This is a genomic window from Streptomyces sp. NPDC026062 (genome assembly GCF_055568375.1).
This window is the reverse complement of sequence record NZ_JBVHOQ010000015.1, coordinates 159,341-178,417: the sequence shown is the minus strand read 5'-3', so window position 1 is coordinate 178,417 and position 19,077 is coordinate 159,341. Positions and strand designations below refer to the sequence as shown.

Below are 19,077 nucleotides of genomic sequence, written 5' to 3'. Positions count from 1 at the left end.
GGTGCCGACCATGAGGGCGGTCGGGGTGGCGAGGCCGAGGGCGCAGGGGCAGGCGATGATCAGTACGGCGACGGCTGCCGTGAACGCGGCCGTCACGTCGTCCGTCACCAGCAGCCACACGACCAGGGTGGCCAGGGCGATGACCAGGACCACCGGGACGAACACCGCGGAGATCCGGTCGGCCAGCCGCTGCACCTCGGCCTTGCCGTTCTGCGCGTCCTCGACCAGCTTGGCCATCCGGGCCAGCTGGGTGTCGGCGCCGACCCGGGTGGCCTCGACGACGAGCCGGCCGGAGACGTTCACGGTGGCGCCGGTGACGGAGTCCCCGGCCCGCACGTCGACGGGCACGGACTCCCCGGTGAGCATGGACGCGTCCACCGCCGACGCACCCTCGACCACGGTCCCGTCGGTGGCGACCTTCTCGCCGGGGCGCACGACGAAGCGGTCACCGACGGACAGCCGGCCCACGGGGACGCGTACCTCCGTACCGCCCCGCAGGACCGCGACGTCCTTGGCGCCGAGGTGCAGCAGGGCCCGCAGCGCGGAACCGGCCTTCCGCTTGGACTTCGCCTCCAGATAGCGGCCCAGCAGGATGAAGGTGACGACTCCGGCCGCGACCTCCAGATAGATCGTGGAGGCGCCATCGGCGCGCGAGACCGTGAAATCGAAGCCGTGACGCATGCCGGGCATGCCCGCGTCGCCGAGGAACAGTGCCCAGAGCGACCAGCCGAAGGCGGCGAGGGTCCCGACCGACACCAGGGTGTCCATGGTGGCCGCGCCGTGCCGGAGGTTGGTCCAGGTCGCGCGGTGGAAGGGCAGCCCGCCCCAGATGACGACGGGGGCGGCGAGCGTGAGGGAGAGCCACTGCCAGTTGTCGAACTGGAGGGCCGGGATCATCGCGAGCGCCACGACGGGAGCCGCGAGGACGGCCGAGACGATGAGCCGTTGCCGCAGGGCGGCGAGAGCGGTGGTGGCGGTGGCGGGAGCGTCGTCGGCCCCGGTGTCGGGTTCGGCCATGGTGTCGGGTGCGGTCCCGGTGCCGGGCGCGGTGCCGGGGCCGGTGTCGGTTCCGGCACCGGGCGTCACCCCGGCCCCGGTCGGTGCCTCGGCCTCGGATGCGGGAGGTGCGGGAGGCGCCGCAGAGGCCGGCGTGGGTGGCGCGGGAGGGGGCGCAGAGGCCGGCGTAGGCGCGGGGCGGCGCACCGGCTGCGCCGTGTACCCGGTCTTCTCGACCGTGGCGATCAGATCCGCGAGGCCGGTTCCGGGGCCGAAGGCGACCCGGGCCTTCTCGGTCGCGTAATTGACGGTGGCGGTGACCCCGTCCATCCGGTTCAGCTTCTTCTCGACGCGGGCCGCGCACGATGCGCAGGTCATCCCGCCGATCGTGAACTCGGCCTCCGAGCTCTCCGCCGCCGGGGCCTCGGCATCTGTTGCGCTGTGCATGTCCGAACTCCTGAAACGCCGACCGGGCCGTGCCCTACCAGTATCTGCTGGTCGGCCCGGCCCGGCGGCAAAGGGGTCTGTGAGGTCGCGGTGGATCCCGAAGTGGTCAGGCGGCCCGGCCGGCGAGCTCGTAACCCGCCTCGTCGACGGCCGCGCGCACGGCCTCCTCGTCCAGGGGGGCCTGCGAGACGACGGTCACCTGGCCGGTGGACGCCACGGCCTTCACCGAGGTGACACCCTCGATGCCGGAGATCTCCTCGGAGACCGCCCCCTCGCAGTGTCCGCAGGTCATGCCGGTCACCTGGTAGACGGTGGTCACGCCTGCCTGTGCCGCGGCGTCCGCGCCCGCACCGTCGTGGCAGGAGCCGCTGGGGGAGCAGCAGGAGCCGGTCGCCTGGGGGAGCTGGGTCTCGGCGGTCATCGTGTTCTCCTCTTCGACGAGCACAAAATGGATGTGACGGAGGGGCCCGGGGGACTCCGGGAGACCGGTGTGCCGCCACACTGACGACTATATACCCCTAGGGGGTATGAATGCGAGTGGTCCCCGGGCCGGTGGGCCAACCGGGTGAGCGGGTGACAGGGGGACGGGGGCAAGGTGACCGGGCGAGGGCGGGGCCCTGAGCACGCAGGCCCAGGCCCCGGCCCCCAGGCGCACCCCCGGCGTCAGGCGTCAGGCGTGCCAGAGCGCCGACCAGGTGCGCGTCCCGACGAGGCCGTCCGGGACGAGGGGCGGATGGTCGGCCTGGAAGCGCTGGACCGCGGCGAGGGTCCGCGTGCCGAACACGCCGTCGACCGCCTCCCACGGGAGGTAGCGCCGGTTGGCGAGCATGCACTGCACCTGGGAGACGCGCTCGCCCTGCTCGCCGAACGCGGTGAGCCTGTCCCCGCCGTAGAAGGCGCAGACGGGGCTGGAGCCGGCCGGGGGCACGTTGTTCTCGTCGGCCGCGGCGCCGGGTGCGGCGGCCAGCGAGGCGGCCAGGGCGAGCGCGGCGAGGGCCGGGCCCCGGACGGTGCGGCGGAACGGCGGAGTCGTACGGATCACGGTGGGGTACTCCTTGAACGATGCGGTGACGGTGGCCGCCGCCGGTGGCGGCGGGCCCCGTCCTCTCGCCGGGGACAACACCCCGTACCGCCGTCACGTCACTGCCGGACAGGCCGCCGTCACGTCACTGCCGGAACGGCTGCCGGGACGCGGTGCCGGAGGGAGGCCATCTGCCTGTCACGGTGGAGTTCATCTGCTTGTCACCGGGGAGGGCGAGGATGCCGTACTGCCGTTGACCGGTGGCTGTACGGTGCACACCTCAGGTGAGATCTTTGAACTGCTGGGCCGGACAAGCGTGTTCAGTGGGTGTCCGACGTCCCGTGGAGATGCGCGATGCCCACGCACAGATCGCCTCCGGCGCAGGCGGCCGCTTCGCCCTGGCAGGAGCGAAGTGCGAGCGACGACTCCCCGCTCGCCGCGGCCCCGCGCCGGAGGTACCCGCCGGGCCGTCCCCCTTGTGTCTACGCGGGTACCGAAACGGCAGACACAGTGTCGGGCCTCCCCCCGATGCGGGCGTGGTGGGATGTTGAGGTAGCCGAGAAGGTCACTCGCCCGTCGGCGGTCACAGCACGGGGAGAGTACGAACGAGGCCTCACCGACCGACGCCGCCCACCTCTGAAGGAGACAAAGAATGAAGACCGTCAACCACTGGATCGGTGGCAAGACCGTCGAGGGCGCGTCGGGCAACTACGGCCCCGTCACCGACCCGGCCACCGGAGCCGTCACCACCCAGGTCGCGCTCGCCTCCCCGGCCGAGGTCGACGCCGCGGTGGCCGCCGCGAAGGACGCGTACGCGACGTGGGGCAGCTCGTCGCTGTCCACCCGCACCGCGATCCTCTTCCGCTACCGCGCGCTGCTGGACGCCCACCGCGACGAGATCGCCGCCCTGATCACCGCCGAGCACGGCAAGGTGCACTCCGACGCGCTCGGCGAGGTCGCCCGGGGTCTGGAGATCGTCGAGCTGGCGTGCGGCATCACCACCCAGCTCAAGGGGGAGCTGTCCACCCAGGTGTCCAGCCGGGTCGACGTCTCCTCGATCCGCCAGTCGATCGGTGTCGTCGCCGGCATCACGCCGTTCAACTTCCCGGCCATGGTGCCGATGTGGATGTTCCCGCTCGCCATCGCCTGCGGCAACACCTTCGTCCTCAAGCCGAGCGAGAAGGACCCGTCGGCCGCCAACCTCCTTGCCGAACTGGCCGCCGAGGCCGGTCTGCCGGATGGCGTACTGAACGTCCTGCACGGTGACAAGGTCGCCGTCGACGGCCTGCTGAACCACCCGGACGTCGCCGTCGTCTCCTTCGTCGGCTCGACCCCGATCGCCCGCTACATCCACGCCACCGCCTCCGCGAACGGCAAGCGCGTCCAGGCGCTCGGCGGCGCGAAGAACCACATGCTGGTCCTGCCGGACGCCGACCTCGACGCCGCCGCGGACGCGGCCGTCTCCGCCGCGTACGGTTCCGCCGGTGAGCGCTGCATGGCGGTCTCCGCGGTCGTCGCGGTCGGTTCCGTCGCCGACGACCTGGTCGCCCGTATCAAGGACCGTGCCGAGAAGATCAAGATCGGCCCCGGCACCGACCCGACGTCCGAGATGGGCCCGCTGATCACCGCCGCCCACCGCGACAAGGTCGCCTCCTACGTCACCGGCGCGGCCGCCCAGGGCGCCGACGTCGTCCTCGACGGCACCGGCCACACGGTCGAGGGCTTCGAGAACGGCCACTGGATCGGCCTCTCCCTCCTCGACAACGTCTCCACCGAGTCGGACGCGTACAAGGACGAGATCTTCGGCCCGGTCCTGTGCGTGCTGCGTGTCGGTACGTACGAGGAGGGCGTGGCGCTGATGAACGCCTCGCCGTTCGGCAACGGCACCGCGATCTTCACCCGCGACGGCGGCGCCGCCCGCCGCTTCCAGCTGGAGATCGAGGCCGGCATGGTCGGCATCAACGTCCCGATCCCGGTGCCGGTGGGCTACCACTCCTTCGGCGGCTGGAAGGACTCGCTCTTCGGCGACCACCACATCTACGGCAACGACGGCGTGCACTTCTACACCCGTGGCAAGGTCACCACCACCCGCTGGCCGGACCCGGCCGACGCCCCCGCAGGCGTCGACCTGGGCTTCCCCAGCAACCACTGACCCCGCACCACCGATCCGGCGGACACGCCGGGTCTCCGGCCGGGACCGCACTGCGGTCCCGGCCGGTCCCGGTTCACGCCACCGTCAGCGAGCGCGTCGCCTGCCGGACGTCCGACAGATAGGTGACGACCCGAGGGTCCCTGCGCCAGGGCTCCAGCGAACGACCGTAGACGCGCAGGTACTCCATTCCGCGCAGGCTCCCCAGGCGCGTGAAGAGGTTCAGCGACTCGCGCCCCAGGTGCAGGCTCTGGGCGAGGTCGCCGTTCTGGGCGTGTGCCGATGCCAGGACCGAGAGCCGGACGCTCCGTGAGCGGGCGAACGCGTCCGACGGCATGGGACCGATGGCGTTCCAGGCGAAGGTGGCCCGGTGGTTGCCAAGGTCGCGGAAGGCCTCGGTCGCGTCGGTGATGATCCGCTGCTGGTCGAAGAACCCGATCCAGGCGGGTCCCCCGGTGCCCGCGCCGCGTTCCGCCAGCCGCTCCGACTGTGCGATGCACGCACTGGTCGCCCGTTCGTCACCGGCGCGGGCGTGCGACCGGGCCTCGATCAGTTTGGCGAAGCCCGCCACCCGCGGGTCGAGGGTGTTGCCGCGTTGGTACGCCCCCTGGGCCATGTCGATGGCTTCCGAAGTGAAGCCGCGCATCAGCGACTGCATCGCCATGGTGGTGAGGATGTACGCGCCCAGATCGACGTCGCCCCCGGCCCGTGCCAGCCGTAACGCCTGGATGAAGTGACGCTGGGCGATGCTGTGCCGGCCCGCGTCGAAGGCCGTCCAGCCGGCCAGCCTCGCCATTTCCGCCGTGACCCGGAACAGGTCACGCCCCACCGGCGCCGAGTAACTGCCCCGGAGCAGCGGTGCGACGCGCTCGTACAGGTACTCCGTGAGGGATGCCGACTTCCTGTTCGCCCCGCCGAACCGTGAGTCCCACAGCCGGGCGCTGCCGGCGGCTTCCCTGAGTTCGGCGATGTGCTCCCGGTCGACGGAGGGCCCCGCGGCGCGTGCCTGGGGAGGATCCGCGGGGTCGATGAGCCAACGGGTGAACGGGGTGGTGAAGGCGGAGATGGCGAACGTCTGGCTGGTGAGGAACTGACGGCGGTTCACAGCGCTCCAATAGGCCGATGCTTCGGTCACTGCGTCGTCCTGGTGACGGGCGAACTCCAGGCCCAGCCGGCTCGTGTCACGCTCTGCGCCCGGCATCCCGATGTCTGCGAGGGACACCGGCCTGCCCAGCAGTTCGGACAGGGCGATGCAGATGAGCCGTGGGGCCGGCCACTTCGGGACCATGCCGCGACGGCACCAGTTCGCCACGGACGTGTGCGTGTACTGCGTGGACTGTCCTTCTCGGGAAGCGAGTTCGTTCACCCGGTGAGCAAGTCGCTTATGGCTCGCACCCGATGAGGCAACCATCTCCTCAAAGCGTCGATTTCCCTGGCGTTCACCTATCCGGGTTTCCGTCATTCCGCCTCCTTTCTCTCGCAGCGTACCGACGCCATCGGTCCCGTGGGCAGGTCCGGCGAGTTGTGAGCCCCCTTGTGAGCCCTGCGCGCTGCCGCGCTCCCGCGCTGTCATGGGGACATCAAGCCCCGTACGGGCCGTCGAGACTGTGAACGCCGTACAGGCCGAGGGATCCGAGCCGACCGGACCGCAGGCCGAAGAGGCCGCGAAGTCGATGGAGATGACCGGAACGCCTATAGGGCGTCGGAGCATTCAGAGGCGGAGGTCAGAAAAATGTTTGACCTGATCGAGTTATCGGTGGTTCTCTCTCCTGCGGCGACGCTGGAAGTTCACCTTCCGATGGGATTCATTCTCTATCTGATCTTCTCGCGCTCCTCCCGGAAGTAATTCCACCGTGTGGAGGCGCCCGACGGGAACGGGGTGCGGGACGCCCCTTGAAGTCTCCCGTTCGGATCACGCCGGGCTCGCGTGCCCGGGGGCGGCTCCGGGCGGTGTGCCGCAGACGCTGCGGCCGTGGAATTCGCTCGCCGGACGGGGGCTGCGGTGCTGGGATGGTGTCATGACCGCACCGCAGCACCCGCAGCACCCGGAGTCCCCGCAGCACTTGCAGTTCCCGCAGCACGAGATCCGCGCGCTCCACACCGGCGCGACCGTCACCGTCTATCAGGCGTACTCCCCGGTCCTCGGCCTCCCCGCCGCCCGCGACGGCCGCTTTCCGCCCGCCTGGAAGCGCGACCGCATGACCTGGATCAAGCCGAGTTTCCTGTGGATGATGTATCGCTGCGGCTGGGCGGCCAAGGAGGGCCAGGAGACGGTCCTGGCGGTCGAGATCACCCGCGAGGGCTTCGACTGGGCGCTGTCCCACGCCGAACTCTCGCACTACGAACGGGGCGTGCACCCCGACCTCGCCACGTGGAAGCGACAACTCCGCCAGGCCCCGGCCCGTGTCCAGTGGGACCCCGAGCGCGACCTGCACCTGAACCGGCTTCCGTACCGCTCCCTCCAGCTCGGCCTGGCAGGGGAGGCGTCGCGGCGGTACGCCGACGAGTGGACGGTGGCGATCCGCGATGTCACGCCGCTCGCCCGGGAGATCCACGAACTGGCCCGGGCCGGCCGGAACGACGAGGCGGCCCGGCTCCTGCCGGACGAGCGGCCCTACCCGGCTCCGGCGGCGACTCCGGGGACGGGATGAGCCGTTCGCGTGTCGCGGATCACGACGGCCCGAGCTGGGGATCCTCGCCGTCGTAGGCGGCCAGGGCCGCCTGGCGGCATTCCAGGAGGCCGTCGAGGCTCTCGTGGGACACGTGCTCCTGGGCCAGTGCCACCATGGCCCTGGCCTCGACCGAGGCCCATGCGTGCCGGGCGCGCTTGTTGGCACGGCGCCTGGTGTCGCTGCGCAGGAAGCCCGCACCCGCCGCGAATCCGGCAGAGGCCAGAGCGATGAGGGCGGTGGGAACGCGCACGTCCGCCGAGGCCAGTCCGGCCGCTCCCGCCGTGCCCGCGAGCAGGGCCGCGGGGAATCCGAGGAGGATGTCCATCCTGGCCCAGAACTCGGCCCGGCGGTGGGCGAGTTTCCTCTGGTTCGCTGCCTCGTCTCTCATCCGCTCGATCTCGGCACGCAGGCGGTGAGCGGGACCGAGCGGGCCCAGGCGCGTGGTTCCGTCAGTGGAAGTGACCATAAAATTATTCCAACACGCCTTCAAAGGAAGGCACTTGGTTGGCGCGGACAGCCTTCGGGCTTGGTGGACGTGCGCTTCCCACAAGGGTGTGGCACCAAGCCGTTCAATTGATCTCGCCGGTGCGGCGGCAGGACATCACCGCCCCAGGTGCAACCTCCCGGCCGGGCCGCCGCACTACACGTCTGACGGCATTCCACAGACAGACGGAGAAGCACTTATGCGATGGCGCAGTGGACTGGCAAGGGCAGTGGCGATCCCGCTCCTGCTGCTCGGCAGCGGAACCGCGCAGGCGAGCGGCTCCGGCTTCTCCTCGGTCCCGCTCCCGCCCGTGGACGGCACCCTGCTGGGCGGTGTGAGCGTCGGACCGCACACCGCCTGGGCCTACGGGGTAAAGATCACGAGGGTCGACGACAACAAGGAGACGACCACCCCGCTGCTCCTCAGCGGCGACAGACGGGGCTGGCGCGAGACACCGCTGCCGGCCTTCGACGGCGACAGCCGTATCAACGCGGCGGCCGTCGTCCGGGGCGATCCCGATGACGGCTGGCTCGTCGGTGACGAAGTCGACTCGCTCGGCGGGGTCCTCACCGAGCACTGGGACGGCTCCTCCTGGCAGATCGTCACCGCACCGCTGCCGGACGCCGCGCGCGGCGGCGGACTGCTGTCGGTCTCGGCCAGGGCGGCGGACGACGTCTGGGCGGTCGGCTGGGCCGAGATAACCGACAGCGAGACCCCGACACCCGGCAAACCGGGCGGCACCACAGTGGTGTCGCACTTCGAAGCGCTGGTCGAGCACTGGGACGGGTCGGCCTGGCATCAGGTGGCCGTCCCCGGCGCAGCCGACGTCAACCCCACGTCCGTAGCCGTCCTCGGCCCGCAGGACGTGTGGCTCAGTGGCCACAGTGGCGACGACCAGCCGCTGATCCTGCACTACGACGGGCAGGACTGGAAGCCGGCCGCCCTGCCCGCCACCGGACTGTACGGGGAGGCGAACCAGTTGGGCACGGACGGCGAAGGGGCGCTGTGGGCCACCGGGCGCACGATCCTCACTCCTGACGACCCCGGTCATGCCCTCGTGCTGCGCCGGATCGGTGGCGTCTGGCGCCAGGTCCGCGTTCCCGCGCAGGCCGGCCGTCTCTACGGGTTCGCCGCCACCCCCGGCGGCATCACGGCGGTCGGTGACACCACGGTGCTTCGGTGGGCCGCCGGCCGGTGGACCTCCCTGCCGCTCCCGTCCGTGCCCGACGGTGCCACCTTCTGGCTCGTCTCCGCCGTCGCCTCGCACGACACCCTCACCGTCCTCGGCGGCCATGTCCAGGCGGACGCCGCCGTACCCGAGCCGTATGTGCTGACCACCCGGCTCTGAGCCGGCGCGGCCCCCGGCCGAGGCGGCGTCAGGCGGCGCGCTTCACGTGGCGTACCAGCCACATCAGCAGGGCGTCCAGGTCGGCGGCGGCCCGCGCGACCTGGACGACCGCCTCCGGGGTGTGCAGCCACTCCTCGCAGCCGAAGGAGCGTGCGGCGATCAGCGAACGGTGGCGCAGCAGATCCGTACGGGGATGGTCCGCCGGACAGCCGCGGGGCGGGCGCTTCATGACGTCCCCGGAGATGTCGTAGCCCTTCCTCCGCAGCTCCTCGACGACGGCGGACAGTTCACGGCCGCTCCCCTCGGAGGCCACGGCTCGGCGGAACATCTCCACCTGCCCCGGATCGGGATACCACCAGGCGCCCTGGATCCGCAGGCCGTCCAGGCCGAACCGGAGACCGATCTCGATCTTGCGGCCGAGCCGGATCACCGCGCTCTGGTTCTGCCACCACCAGGAGTTGGTGCGGTAGTGCCAGACGGAGAAGTCCTCGTACCGGGGGTCCGCGTCCGCGAGCTCGTTGAGCAAGGCGATCATCGGCTGCCGCACCAGGCGTTCGCGGTCCGCCCGGCAGCGCTCGCGGGTCGCGGGGGACGGTTCGCCCTGGAGCTGCCACAACACGTCGAGGGCCTGCTTCGGCCAGCCGGTGAACTGTCCACACATACGCCGAGGGTAAGTCACCCGTGATCGGCATCGCCCGGTCCGACGGCCGCACACCGTACCCGCTGCGGAGGCGGTGCCGAACGGCCCGCACCCCCGGCACCGGCGGTTGGCCTGGAACGGCCCCGGCCGGACGGGCATGGGGGATCATGGGCCGAGGCAGGGGGGCGAGGCGGGCGGCGGAGGGGGAGCGGGATGATTTCCGAGCCGGAGATGGCGGGGGAGCTGGAGGGGCCGGGCGCTTCCGGCGTGCTGGACCTGAGTGCCCCGCCACCCGCGCGCCCCCGGGAGCCTCGGCTCCCGGGAACGCGGAGCCGCCGGCTGTGGGCGGTGGGCGGGGCCCTGGTCGCGTCGGCCCTGTGGGCAACGGCCCTGATGGTGTACGAACCGGCCGACCGGACGCCGGACCTGCGCGGATACCGGCTGGACAAGGATCCCTGCCCGGAGGTGCGGCTCAAGTCGATCGGCGCGGCGATCGGGCCGAGGGAGCCCGCGGGCTCGTTGGGTCCGGGCATGCTGCGCCACGAGGCGCTCGACCGGGTGCGGTGCTCCATCACTCTCGCGGAGGGGAAGGGCGGGAGCCGCCCGGACGCGGACGGCGCCGATCGTTACTCGGTCGCCGTCACGATCGCTCTCCACAAGAAGACCGACCCGCGCGCCGAGTTCGAGGCGAGGCGGAACGAGACGGACCTCGGCGTCGACCCCGGGACCAGAGTGGAGATCGTTCCCGACCTCGGCGACAAGGCGTATCTGCTGTCCCTGGCCGATGGCGAGACCGAACTCCGGGTCCTGGACGGCGGCGCGGTGCTCTCCCTGCGCCTCTCGCAGTTCTTCGTCTACCACGACCCCGGCGGCGACGGCGGCGACGACGTCGCGCGCCTCACCGTCGACGAGCCGAAGGCCCCGGATCTGTCCGCCTACCAGCCGGCCCTGATCAGCGACATGCGCGACCTGATGACCTCGCTCAAGAGCTGAGCCGCGACTGCCGGGGGTGTCCGTACCTGATGACCTCGCTCAGGAGCAGAGCCGCGACTGCCGGGGCTGTCCGTGTCCGGCCGAGGCGGGCCCGGTCATGGGGAGCGTCGGTGGGTCTCGCGCCACCCGGCGTCGAGCCCGCCCGCGAGGCAACGGCATACCGCGTCCGGAGTACGCGGGGCGGCGCCGTACGCCTTGAGGAGGCCGGGTACCTCAGCCTGACGGCAGGCCGGGCGGGGCGGTGGGCCGCTTAGGGTCGACGCATGGACACTCCTCTTGCGCGTACGCTCCGGTGGCGGCGGCTGCTGCCCCGTTCCCGAGGCCGGTGGGCCGCGGGCATCGCCGTGCTCGCGGTGCTGGCCGGTGCGGGCACCTGGACCGCCGTCGCCGACGACAGCGCGCCGGCCGTGCACCGCCAGGACCGGATGATGCGCGTCGACGGGGTGTCCCTGGACACCTCGTACTTCACCGCCGGCGGCACCGGGCGCAGGCCCGCCGTGCTGATCGGCCACGGCTTCGGCGGCAGCAAGGCCGAGACCCGGGAGCAGGCCGAGCAGCTGGCCGCCGACGGATACGCCGTCATGACGTGGTCCGCGCGCGGCTTCGGGAAGTCCGGCGGCAGGATCGGGCTCAACGCACCCGACCGTGAGGTCAAGGACGTCTCCCGGCTGATCGACTGGCTCGCCGGCCGCCCCGAGGTGCTGCTCGACGCCGAGGGCGACCCCCGCGTCGGCATCACCGGGGCCTCCTACGGCGGAGCCGTATCGCTCCTGGCCGCCGGACACGACAAGCGCGTGGACGCCGTCGCCCCCGAGATCACCTACTGGAACCTCTCCGAATCCCTCTTTCCCGACGGGGTGTTCAAGAAGCTCTGGGCAGGCATCTTCGTCACCACCGGCGGCGGCTGCGGGAACTTCGAGAAGCAGCTCTGTGACATGTACGAGCGGGTCGCCGTCAGCGGGAAGCCGGACGCCGCCGCGCGCGCCCTGCTCGCCGACCGGTCCCCGAGCGCCGTCGCCGACCGCATCAAGGTCCCCGCTCTGATCGTCCAGGGCCAGACCGACTCGCTCTTCCCGCTCGGGCAGGCGGACGCCATGGCCAAGGCCATCAAGGCGAACGGCGCGCCCGTCGCCGTCGACTGGATCGCCGGCGGGCACGACGGCGGCGACCTGGAGACCGGCCGGGTGCGGCAACGGGTAGGGGCCTGGTTCGACCGCTATCTGAAGGGGGACGAGGGCGCCGCCACCGGCCCCGCCTTCCGTGTCACCCGGACCGGCGGCATCGACTCCACCGACGGCGCCGCCCTCACCCGAGGCGCGAGCGGTGCCACCTACTCCGGGCTGAACAGCGGCCCGGAGAACGTGGAACTACGGGGCCACGAGCAGAAGTTCAGCAACCCCGCCGGAGCCAACCCGCCCGCCATCTCCGCCGTACCCGGCGTCGGCGGCGGCCTCGCCCAGCTCTCCACGTTCGGCGTGGGGCTCTCCATCGACTTCCCCGGCCAGTACGCCCGCTTCGACTCCGCGCCCCTGGCGACCTCGCGCCGCATCACCGGCTCACCGACCGTCCGGGTGAACGTCAAGGCCGGGCACGGCGACGCGGTGCTGTTCGGCAAGGTGTACGACGTCTCGCCGGACGGCAAGCAGCAGGTGCTGCCCTCCCAGCTCGTCGCCCCCTACCGGATCACCCCCGATCAGCAGGGCGGGCCGGTCGACCTGACGCTGCCCGCCGTCGACCACGAACTCGACTCCGGACACCGGCTCCGGCTCGTGCTGGCCGCCACCGACCTCGGCTACGCGTCCCCGGCCGAGCCGACCATGTACACCGTCTCCCTCGACGGCCCGCTGACCATTCCCACCGCACCCGGTCTGAAGACCGCTGCCGCCGCGCTGCCCTGGTGGACCTGGGGGCTGCCGGTCGCCGCAGCGGTGATCGCGGCGGCCCTGCTGCTCACCATGCGGCGCCGTACCGCCGGCCCCGCCCCGGACCCCGCGCTGACCGACGTACCGCTTCAGATCACCGGGCTGTCGAAGAAGTACGCCAAGTCCTCTGACCGGTACGCGGTCAAGGAGCTGTCCTTCCGTGTGGAGAAGGGGCAGGTCCTCGGGCTCCTCGGACCCAACGGCGCGGGCAAGACCACCACCCTGCGCATGCTCATGGGGCTCATCACGCCCGACGACGGCGAGATCCGCGTCTTCGGGCGGGCCGTCCGGCCCGGCGCGCCCGTGCTGTCCCGCGTCGGGTCCTTCGTCGAAGGGGCGGGGTTCCTGCCGCATCTGTCCGGCCGCGCCAACCTGGAGCTGTACTGGCAGGCCACCGGGCGGCCCGCCGAGGACGCGCACATGGAGGAGGCCCTGGAGATCGCCGGGCTCGGCGACGCCCTGGCCAGGGCGGTTCGTACGTACTCGCAGGGGATGCGGCAACGCCTCGCCATCGCCCAGGCCATGCTCGGCATGCCCGACCTCCTCATCCTCGACGAGCCGACCAACGGACTCGACCCGCCCCAGATCCGCGAGATGCGGGACGTGATGATCCGGTACGCGGCCGGTGGCCGTACGGTCATCGTCTCCAGCCACCTGCTGTCCGAGGTCGAGCAGTCCTGCACCCACCTCGTGGTCATGGACCGGGGCCGGCTGGTCCAGGCCGGGCCCGTCGCCGAGATCACCGGCTCGGGCGACATGATGCTGGTCACCTCCGCCGAGGAGATCACCGAACCGCTCGTCGAGAAGATCGCCGCACTCGCGGGGATCGGCTCCGCCGTCCGTACCGACGACGCGCACGGGCTGCTGGTCCGGCTCGACGGCGCCACCTCGCCACAGCTCGTCACCGAACTGGTGCGTCTGGACATTCCGTTGACCGGTGTCGGACCGCACCGCCGCCTGGAGGACGCGTTCCTCACTCTGATCTCCGGAGGCTCCGCGTGAGTACCGCATCCGAAGTCGCCGAGGCCCCCGAGGCCCCCGGATACCGAGCCGGCCGCACCCTTCCGCTGCGCGTGGAGGCGGTGCGCCAGCTGCGCAGGCGGCGCACCCTGCTCATGGGCGGGGTGCTGGCCGCGCTGCCGTTCATCCTGATCATCGCCTTCGCGATCGGCGGCACCCCGGACGGCGGGCCCGGGGGCGGCGACCGGCTCACCCTGATGGACACCGCCACCGCGTCCGCCGCGAACTTCGCGGCGACCTGCCTGTTCGTCTCGGCGGGCTTCCTGCTGGTGGTCCCGGTGGCGCTGTTCTGCGGCGACACCGTGGCGTCCGAGGCCAGTTGGTCCTCGCTGCGCTATCTGCTCGCGGCGCCGGTGCCCCGGGCCAGGCTGCTGTGGAGCAAGCTCGTCGTGGCGCTCGGCTTCAGCCTCGCCGCGATGGTGCTGCTGCCGCTCGTCGCACTGGCCGCCGGAGCCGCCGCGTACGGCTGGGGTCCGCTCGAACTGCCCACCGGCGGCGCGCTGGCGACCGGGGACACGGTGCCCAGGCTCGCGCTCGTCGTCGCCTTCATCTTCGTGTCCCAACTCGTCACCGCAGGGCTGGCGTTCTGGCTGTCGACCAAGACGGACGCCCCGCTCGGCGCGGTCGGCGGCGCGGTCGGGCTGACCATCGTCGGCAATGTGCTGGACGCGGTCACCGCGCTCGGCTCCTGGCGCGACTTCCTGCCCGCCCACTGGCAGTTCGCGTGGGCCGACGCGCTCCAGCCCGACCTGGAGTGGGCCGGTATGGCGAAGGGTGCGGCCATCTCGGTGACGTATGCCCTGATTCTTTTCGCCTTCGCCTTCCGGGGGTTCAGCCGTAAGGACATCGTGTCCTGACCTTGGCCTTCCGCCCGGTCACCCTCAGTCGTTGCCGCATCGAGATCTTTCCGCAACGTCCTCGCGGGGTCCGCGGCCCCGGTGCGTACGTCACATGCACACGTGGTGGCACAACGACGCCAACGACACTGGGGGTTGGGGATGGAACGCCGGATACGGATGTACCGGGGGGCAGTGGGACTGCTCCTCGCCGGGGGCGTACTGCTGACGGGCTGCTCGGACGGCTCGGGCGGCTCGGCCGGTGACAGGAACTCGTCCGAGAGCCGCAAACGGGCGGACGCGCCCGCACCGGCCGCCACCGGCGGATCGGCCGGGGACACAGCGAACGGCGCCGCCAACGGTGCGGCGAAGGACGGAGCGAAAGGGGCGGACAGCCGGGAGAAGGCGGAGGGGCTGACGGAGTCCGCCCCGCCCGACTACCTCTCCACCTTCGCGCTGGACGTCGACACCGCCTCGTACGGATACGCACGCCGCACCCTCGCCGACGGCCGTCTGCCGGGACCGGAGACGGTACGGCCCGAGGAGTTCGTCAACAGCTTCCGCCAGGGCTACCGGCGCCCGGCCGGAAACGGCTTCACCGTCTCCGTCGACGGGGCACGGGCTGGTGGTGAGAGCGGCGACTGGTCCCTGGTCCGGGTCGGCCTGGCCACCAGAGCGGCCCCGAGCAGCACCGAACGGCCGCCCGCCGCCCTCACCTTCGTCGTCGACATCTCCGGCTCCATGGCCTCGCCCGACCGCCTCGGCCTGGTGAAGACCTCGCTGGGCATCCTCACCGACGAGCTGCGCGACGACGACTCGGTCTCGCTGGTGACCTTCAGCGACGAGGCGGCGACCGTCCTGCCGATGACCCGGCTGCGCGACCACCGGGGGAAGATCCACGACGCGGTCGACTCCCTGGAACCGTCCGACTCCACCAACGTGGCGGCGGGTGTCACGCGCGGCTACGAGGAGGCCGTCGAAGGCCGGCGCAAGGGCGCCAACAACCGAGTGGTGCTGCTCTCCGACGCACTGGCCAACACCGGCGAGACCGACGCCGACGCGATCCTGGAGCGGATCGGCTCGGCCCGTAGTGAGTACGGCATCACGCTCTTCGGGGTCGGCGTCGGCAGCGACTACGGCGATGCCCTGATGGAACGGCTCACCAACAAGGGCGACGGCCACACCACGTACATCGCCGACGAGGAGCAGGCCCGCAAGGTCTTCGTCGACCAGCTGCCCGCGCACATCGAACTGACGGCACGCGATGCCAAGGCGCAGGTGGCCTTCGACCCGAAGACCGTGGAGAAGTTCAAGCTCATCGGCTACGAGAACCGCAAGGTCGCCGACGAGGACTTCCGTAACGACCGGGTCGACGGCGGCGAGGTCGGCCCCGGTCACACCGTGACGGCGCTCTACGCCGTGCGGCTGCGGGACGGCGCCTCGGGCCATGTCGCGACGGCGACCGTGCGCTGGCTGGATCCCAAGTCCCGCAAGGCGTACGAGCGGACCGGATCGGTGGGGACCGGTGCGGTCGACGGAGCGCTGTGGGGCGGCGGGAGCACCCGGCTCCAGGTGACGGCGGTGGCTGCCTACTTCGCCGACAGCCTGCGCGGCGGCTCGCTCCCGGGAACCCCCTCGCTCGGCGAACTCTCCGCCAGGGCCCGGACGCTGGCCGCCCGTACCGAGGACGACTCGGTGGCGAAGCTGGCCACGATGATCGGCCGGGCGGACCGGCTCAGGAGCGGCCTCGATGACACCGGCACCGGGACGGGAGAGGGCGAGATGGACTGAGCGCCTTGCGGGCCGGGCGGGGCCGGGAGGGGCTGGGGTGGGGCAAGGTGGGGCGGCGCGTGAGGACGGGAGGAGCGACGGCGTGAGGACGGGAGGGCGGAGGCGCTGAGCGGTGGCGTGCCGGCGGACGGTGGCGGCACGAACTCGTCGCGCAGGCCTGTGGATTCAGACCGTACGACGGGCGCCGCCGCGCCATGATGAGCCCATGGACTCCCTGTTCCTGACTCTCGCCGTGCTCACGACCGGTCTCTACGCCGGCTTCATGCTGACGTTCCTCATCGCGATCATGCCCGGTCTCGCCGTGCTGTCGGACGAGGGCTTCACCACGGCCATGCGCCGCTTCAACGAGAAGGTGCCCGGACCCGTCTTCCTCGTACTCTTCCTGACGGTGATCGCTCTTCCTGCCGTCGCGGTCTTCACCGAGCACGGCGAGGACGGGTGGCCGCTGGTGATCGTGGCGCTCGTCTGCGCCCTCGCCTCGCACCTCGTGACGATCGCCGGCAACATCCCGCTGAACAACGCGCTCGCGGCGTCCGAGGGCGGCGACGACAGCGCGGCGCGTACCGCCTTCGAAGCCCGCTGGAACGCACTGCACCGCTTCCGCACCGTGCTCTCGCTGGCCGCGTTCGTCCTGCTGGCGGTGGCCGCCGTCTGAGGGGCCGCCGGACGCCTTGGTCCTGCTGGGCGCCGTGGCCTGATGGGCCGCCGGGCGCGTATCAGGCCAGGTGGAACACCTCGGTGAGCGGCACCATCGCCTCGTCCGCCGCCTCGGGCTGCTCGAAGAAGTCCGCCATGTCGCGCTGCCACCGTTCGTTGACCTCGGTCGCGGCCATCGCCTCGCGGGCCGCGTCGAAGTCGTCGGTCTCCAGATAGCCGACGAGCAGCCCGTCCTCACGCAGGAAGAGCGAGTAGTTGCGCCAGCCCGCACCGGAGAGCGCGGCGAGCATGTCCGGCCAGACGGCGGCATGACGCTCGCGGTATTCGTCGATGCGGTCCTTGCGTACGTTCAGCAGAAAGCAGACGCGCTGCATGTTCGGGACTCCTGGGCGGTGGGCGCGCCGTTGCGAGGCTGCGGGGCGCACGGACTGAAGGTCCACTGAAAGGTTTCAATGTGTCCTCGCAAGCTAGACGGGCAACGGGGGTGCGGTCAATGGACCGAGTCGGTCGTGAGTTGGCGCGTCAGCGTGCGTGAGTGGCGGTCGGCCCAGTCGGCCCAGTCGGCCGCGCGGCGCTCCGGGCGCGCACCGTGTCGTGTGCACCGTCGGCGGCCCCGGAGCGCTGTTGCCCGCCCGCGTTCTCCCGGTGCCGAACGCGGCGGAGGGATCGCCCGGGTGTTGTTCCGGGATCAGCGCTTCAAGCGATGGATACGCCGAGAGAACGCCATCCACGCCGAGATCCGCTGTCCCGGTGAGGGGGAGTTACCGGCCTCGATGGATGGCGCCCTCGCGAAATCCCCGCTGCGGCACCAATCGAATCACCGGCGTGGTGAAGGTCGTCCCCGCCCTTCACCACGCGTCAACGTAAGGCGGGAAAAGGGGCACCGGCAACCGGCCCGACGCTCTTCCCTTCCTTCCGTGGTGGGTTCAGTCACTCAGTAATGCTTGATATGGTGCACGTATTTTCGATGGGCTTGCTCTTCTCGCTGAGACAGAGCGTGATCCACTCGGTGTGCCCGTTCGGGAGGTTCGGGGGCTTGAATTCACGGGCGCCGCCGCCATAGCCCTGATTGAATGCCTTGAAGTAGGTCTGCCCGTTGGGGTGGTCGATCCTCAGGAAGACTCCATGTCCGTCCTTGCGGGTGTCGGCGACATAGAAACTGTCCGCATCGCTGGTCGGCTCAGGCTTGTAGTAGTCATTCCAGACCGCCACCCCTGTCTGCGCGTTCGCCGGGTAGTACTCGGTCTCATTGGGTGTGTCCACGCCCACTTGGGCAGAGGCGAAACCCTGCGAGCCCACGGCGAGGGCAATGCCTGCGACCGCCACGACGGTGGCCCTGGTGAAGTTGTTCACGCTGATCATTTCCTTCTGTAATTATTCGGTGATGTTCCACGACTGGCACATGGAAGAGATGGGCTTCCCGTTCTGCGTCAGGCAGATCTTGAGCTTGCCCGTTGTGTTGTCCTTGAGGTTGGCGATGTTCAGCGCCACTCCGCCGGCGTTCGCGCCATTGGTGTTCGTTGCCGAATAGGTCTTTCCGTTCGGGTGGGCGAACGAAGCGTAGACGCCGTATCCGTCCTTCGAGATGTCGTAGATGAAGAACTCGTCCAGATCGTCGAGCGTGTCCGGATGGAAGTCCCACCAGTCGACCTTCGCGGCCGGGACGAGGGGTGGATCTATGTAGTAGTACGAGGTGGGGTTCGCATCAAGCAGTCGCGGCTGACCCGAGTCGGCCTGCGACGGGGCTGCCCCGGTCGAGAAAGCGATAGCGACGAGGGCGGCTGCGACACCGATGGATGAACGCGTGATTTTGCGCATGGTGACTTCCTTGCTGTGGATGGGGTGCGCCACATGCTGGAGAGTGCCACGTGCCTATTGCAAGGCGGCTGCAGACGGGTTGCAGAGCGCTTGTCGCATGATCCCGCCCACGGTCGACACCAGGGTGTTTCGCGACTTATTGGGCCGGGGCGGCTTTTGGGTCCGTGCGGCTTGAGTTGGTACGGCTTTGGGTCGGTACGGCTTTGGGTTCGTACATCTTCAGGTCGGTAAGGCGTTTTGGGCGGGTACGGCGCTTTGAATGATCCGTGGCGGCACCCGCGAC

General features: G+C 70.9%; 17 protein-coding genes and 1 pseudogene. 9 read left to right on the top strand and 9 right to left on the bottom strand.

The features are described from left to right. The 3 genes from ACZ4LX_RS16510 to ACZ4LX_RS16500 all read right to left on the bottom strand — a co-directional run. A partial coding sequence (locus tag ACZ4LX_RS16510; protein WP_467644595.1) for a heavy metal translocating P-type ATPase occupies positions 1 to 1,443 on the bottom strand: 1,443 nt, incomplete at its 3' end. 106 nt (positions 1,444 to 1,549) lie between these two features. Continuing rightward, the gene (locus ACZ4LX_RS16505; RefSeq protein ID WP_467644592.1) at positions 1,550 to 1,864 is read right to left on the bottom strand and encodes a heavy-metal-associated domain-containing protein; all 315 of its coding nucleotides are present in this window, start codon (positions 1,862 to 1,864) and stop codon (positions 1,550 to 1,552) included. 249 nt (positions 1,865 to 2,113) lie between these two features. Then, positions 2,114 to 2,485 carry a peptidoglycan-binding domain-containing protein gene (locus ACZ4LX_RS16500; protein WP_467644589.1) on the bottom strand — a complete coding sequence of 124 codons (372 nt, stop codon included), beginning with the start codon at positions 2,483 to 2,485 and terminating at the stop codon, positions 2,114 to 2,116. A 127-nt stretch (positions 2,486 to 2,612) separates the two neighbouring features. Between ACZ4LX_RS16500 and ACZ4LX_RS16495 the strand changes: the two are divergent. Both ACZ4LX_RS16495 and mmsA read left to right on the top strand, forming a co-directional pair. Further along, positions 2,613 to 2,925, top strand: a pseudogene (locus ACZ4LX_RS16495) (5-deoxy-glucuronate isomerase); the annotation flags it as partial. A gap of 191 nt (positions 2,926 to 3,116) precedes the next feature. Further along, the gene (mmsA, locus tag ACZ4LX_RS16490) at positions 3,117 to 4,616 is read left to right on the top strand and encodes a CoA-acylating methylmalonate-semialdehyde dehydrogenase (RefSeq protein WP_467644586.1); all 1,500 of its coding nucleotides are present in this window, start codon (positions 3,117 to 3,119) and stop codon (positions 4,614 to 4,616) included. Positions 4,617 to 4,689: 73 nt separating this feature from the next. Here the strand turns inward: mmsA and ACZ4LX_RS16485 are convergent, their stop codons facing one another. Then, a complete protein-coding gene (locus tag ACZ4LX_RS16485; protein ID WP_467644584.1) occupies positions 4,690 to 5,979 on the bottom strand; it encodes a sporulation protein in 1,290 nt (429 codons plus the stop codon). Positions 5,980 to 6,631: 652 nt separating this feature from the next. On the opposite strand from ACZ4LX_RS16485, the gene ACZ4LX_RS16480 reads away from it, so the two are divergent. After that, a complete protein-coding gene (locus ACZ4LX_RS16480; RefSeq protein ID WP_467644582.1) occupies positions 6,632 to 7,264 on the top strand; it encodes a DUF4291 domain-containing protein in 633 nt (210 codons plus the stop codon). 19 nt (positions 7,265 to 7,283) lie between these two features. Here the strand turns inward: ACZ4LX_RS16480 and ACZ4LX_RS16475 are convergent, their stop codons facing one another. Beyond that, entirely contained in the window at positions 7,284 to 7,751 is a 468-nt protein-coding gene (locus ACZ4LX_RS16475; protein ID WP_467644579.1) for a hypothetical protein, read from the bottom strand. Positions 7,752 to 7,968: 217 nt separating this feature from the next. Here ACZ4LX_RS16475 and ACZ4LX_RS16470 point away from each other — a divergent pair, with 217 nt between their 5' ends. Then, positions 7,969 to 9,117 carry a hypothetical protein gene (locus ACZ4LX_RS16470; RefSeq protein WP_467644575.1) on the top strand — a complete coding sequence of 383 codons (1,149 nt, stop codon included), beginning with the start codon at positions 7,969 to 7,971 and terminating at the stop codon, positions 9,115 to 9,117. A 28-nt stretch (positions 9,118 to 9,145) separates the two neighbouring features. On the opposite strand, the gene ACZ4LX_RS16465 is transcribed toward ACZ4LX_RS16470, so the two are convergent. Then, positions 9,146 to 9,778, bottom strand: a complete 633-nt coding sequence (locus ACZ4LX_RS16465) for a DUF2461 family protein (RefSeq protein WP_467644571.1) — start codon at positions 9,776 to 9,778, stop codon at positions 9,146 to 9,148. Positions 9,779 to 9,970: 192 nt separating this feature from the next. Between ACZ4LX_RS16465 and ACZ4LX_RS16460 the strand changes: the two genes are divergently transcribed. The 5 genes from ACZ4LX_RS16460 to ACZ4LX_RS16440 all read left to right on the top strand — a co-directional run bounded on the left by ACZ4LX_RS16460 (position 9,971) and on the right by ACZ4LX_RS16440 (position 16,974). Next, a complete protein-coding gene (locus ACZ4LX_RS16460; RefSeq protein WP_467644568.1) occupies positions 9,971 to 10,750 on the top strand; it encodes a hypothetical protein in 780 nt (259 codons plus the stop codon). Positions 10,751 to 11,013: 263 nt separating this feature from the next. Next, complete coding sequence (locus ACZ4LX_RS16455; RefSeq protein WP_467644565.1) at positions 11,014 to 13,674, top strand: alpha/beta fold hydrolase; 2,661 nt, start codon at positions 11,014 to 11,016, stop codon at positions 13,672 to 13,674. Then, the gene (locus tag ACZ4LX_RS16450; protein WP_467644562.1) at positions 13,671 to 14,549 is read left to right on the top strand and encodes an ABC transporter permease; all 879 of its coding nucleotides are present in this window, start codon (positions 13,671 to 13,673) and stop codon (positions 14,547 to 14,549) included. Before ACZ4LX_RS16455 ends, ACZ4LX_RS16450 begins: the two co-directional genes overlap by 4 nt. A gap of 141 nt (positions 14,550 to 14,690) precedes the next feature. Further along, positions 14,691 to 16,319 (top strand): vWA domain-containing protein, encoded by a 1,629-nt coding sequence (locus ACZ4LX_RS16445; RefSeq protein ID WP_467644559.1) that lies wholly within the window; start codon positions 14,691 to 14,693, stop codon positions 16,317 to 16,319. Between the two features lie 205 nt (positions 16,320 to 16,524). Next, on the top strand, positions 16,525 to 16,974 hold the full coding sequence (locus tag ACZ4LX_RS16440) for an anthrone oxygenase family protein (RefSeq protein ID WP_467644556.1): 450 nt from the start codon (positions 16,525 to 16,527) through the stop codon (positions 16,972 to 16,974). Between the two features lie 61 nt (positions 16,975 to 17,035). Here the strand turns inward: ACZ4LX_RS16440 and ACZ4LX_RS16435 are convergent, their stop codons facing one another. From ACZ4LX_RS16435 to ACZ4LX_RS16425, 3 genes are all read right to left on the bottom strand, one after another. Next, the gene (locus tag ACZ4LX_RS16435; protein ID WP_467644553.1) at positions 17,036 to 17,350 is read right to left on the bottom strand and encodes an L-rhamnose mutarotase; all 315 of its coding nucleotides are present in this window, start codon (positions 17,348 to 17,350) and stop codon (positions 17,036 to 17,038) included. A 556-nt stretch (positions 17,351 to 17,906) separates the two neighbouring features. Beyond that, on the bottom strand, positions 17,907 to 18,329 hold the full coding sequence (locus ACZ4LX_RS16430; RefSeq protein WP_467644550.1) for a hypothetical protein: 423 nt from the start codon (positions 18,327 to 18,329) through the stop codon (positions 17,907 to 17,909). Between the two features lie 21 nt (positions 18,330 to 18,350). Further along, positions 18,351 to 18,794, bottom strand: coding sequence for a hypothetical protein (locus ACZ4LX_RS16425; RefSeq protein WP_467644547.1), 444 nt, complete (start codon positions 18,792 to 18,794; stop codon positions 18,351 to 18,353). Positions 18,795 to 19,077 lie beyond the last annotated feature (283 nt).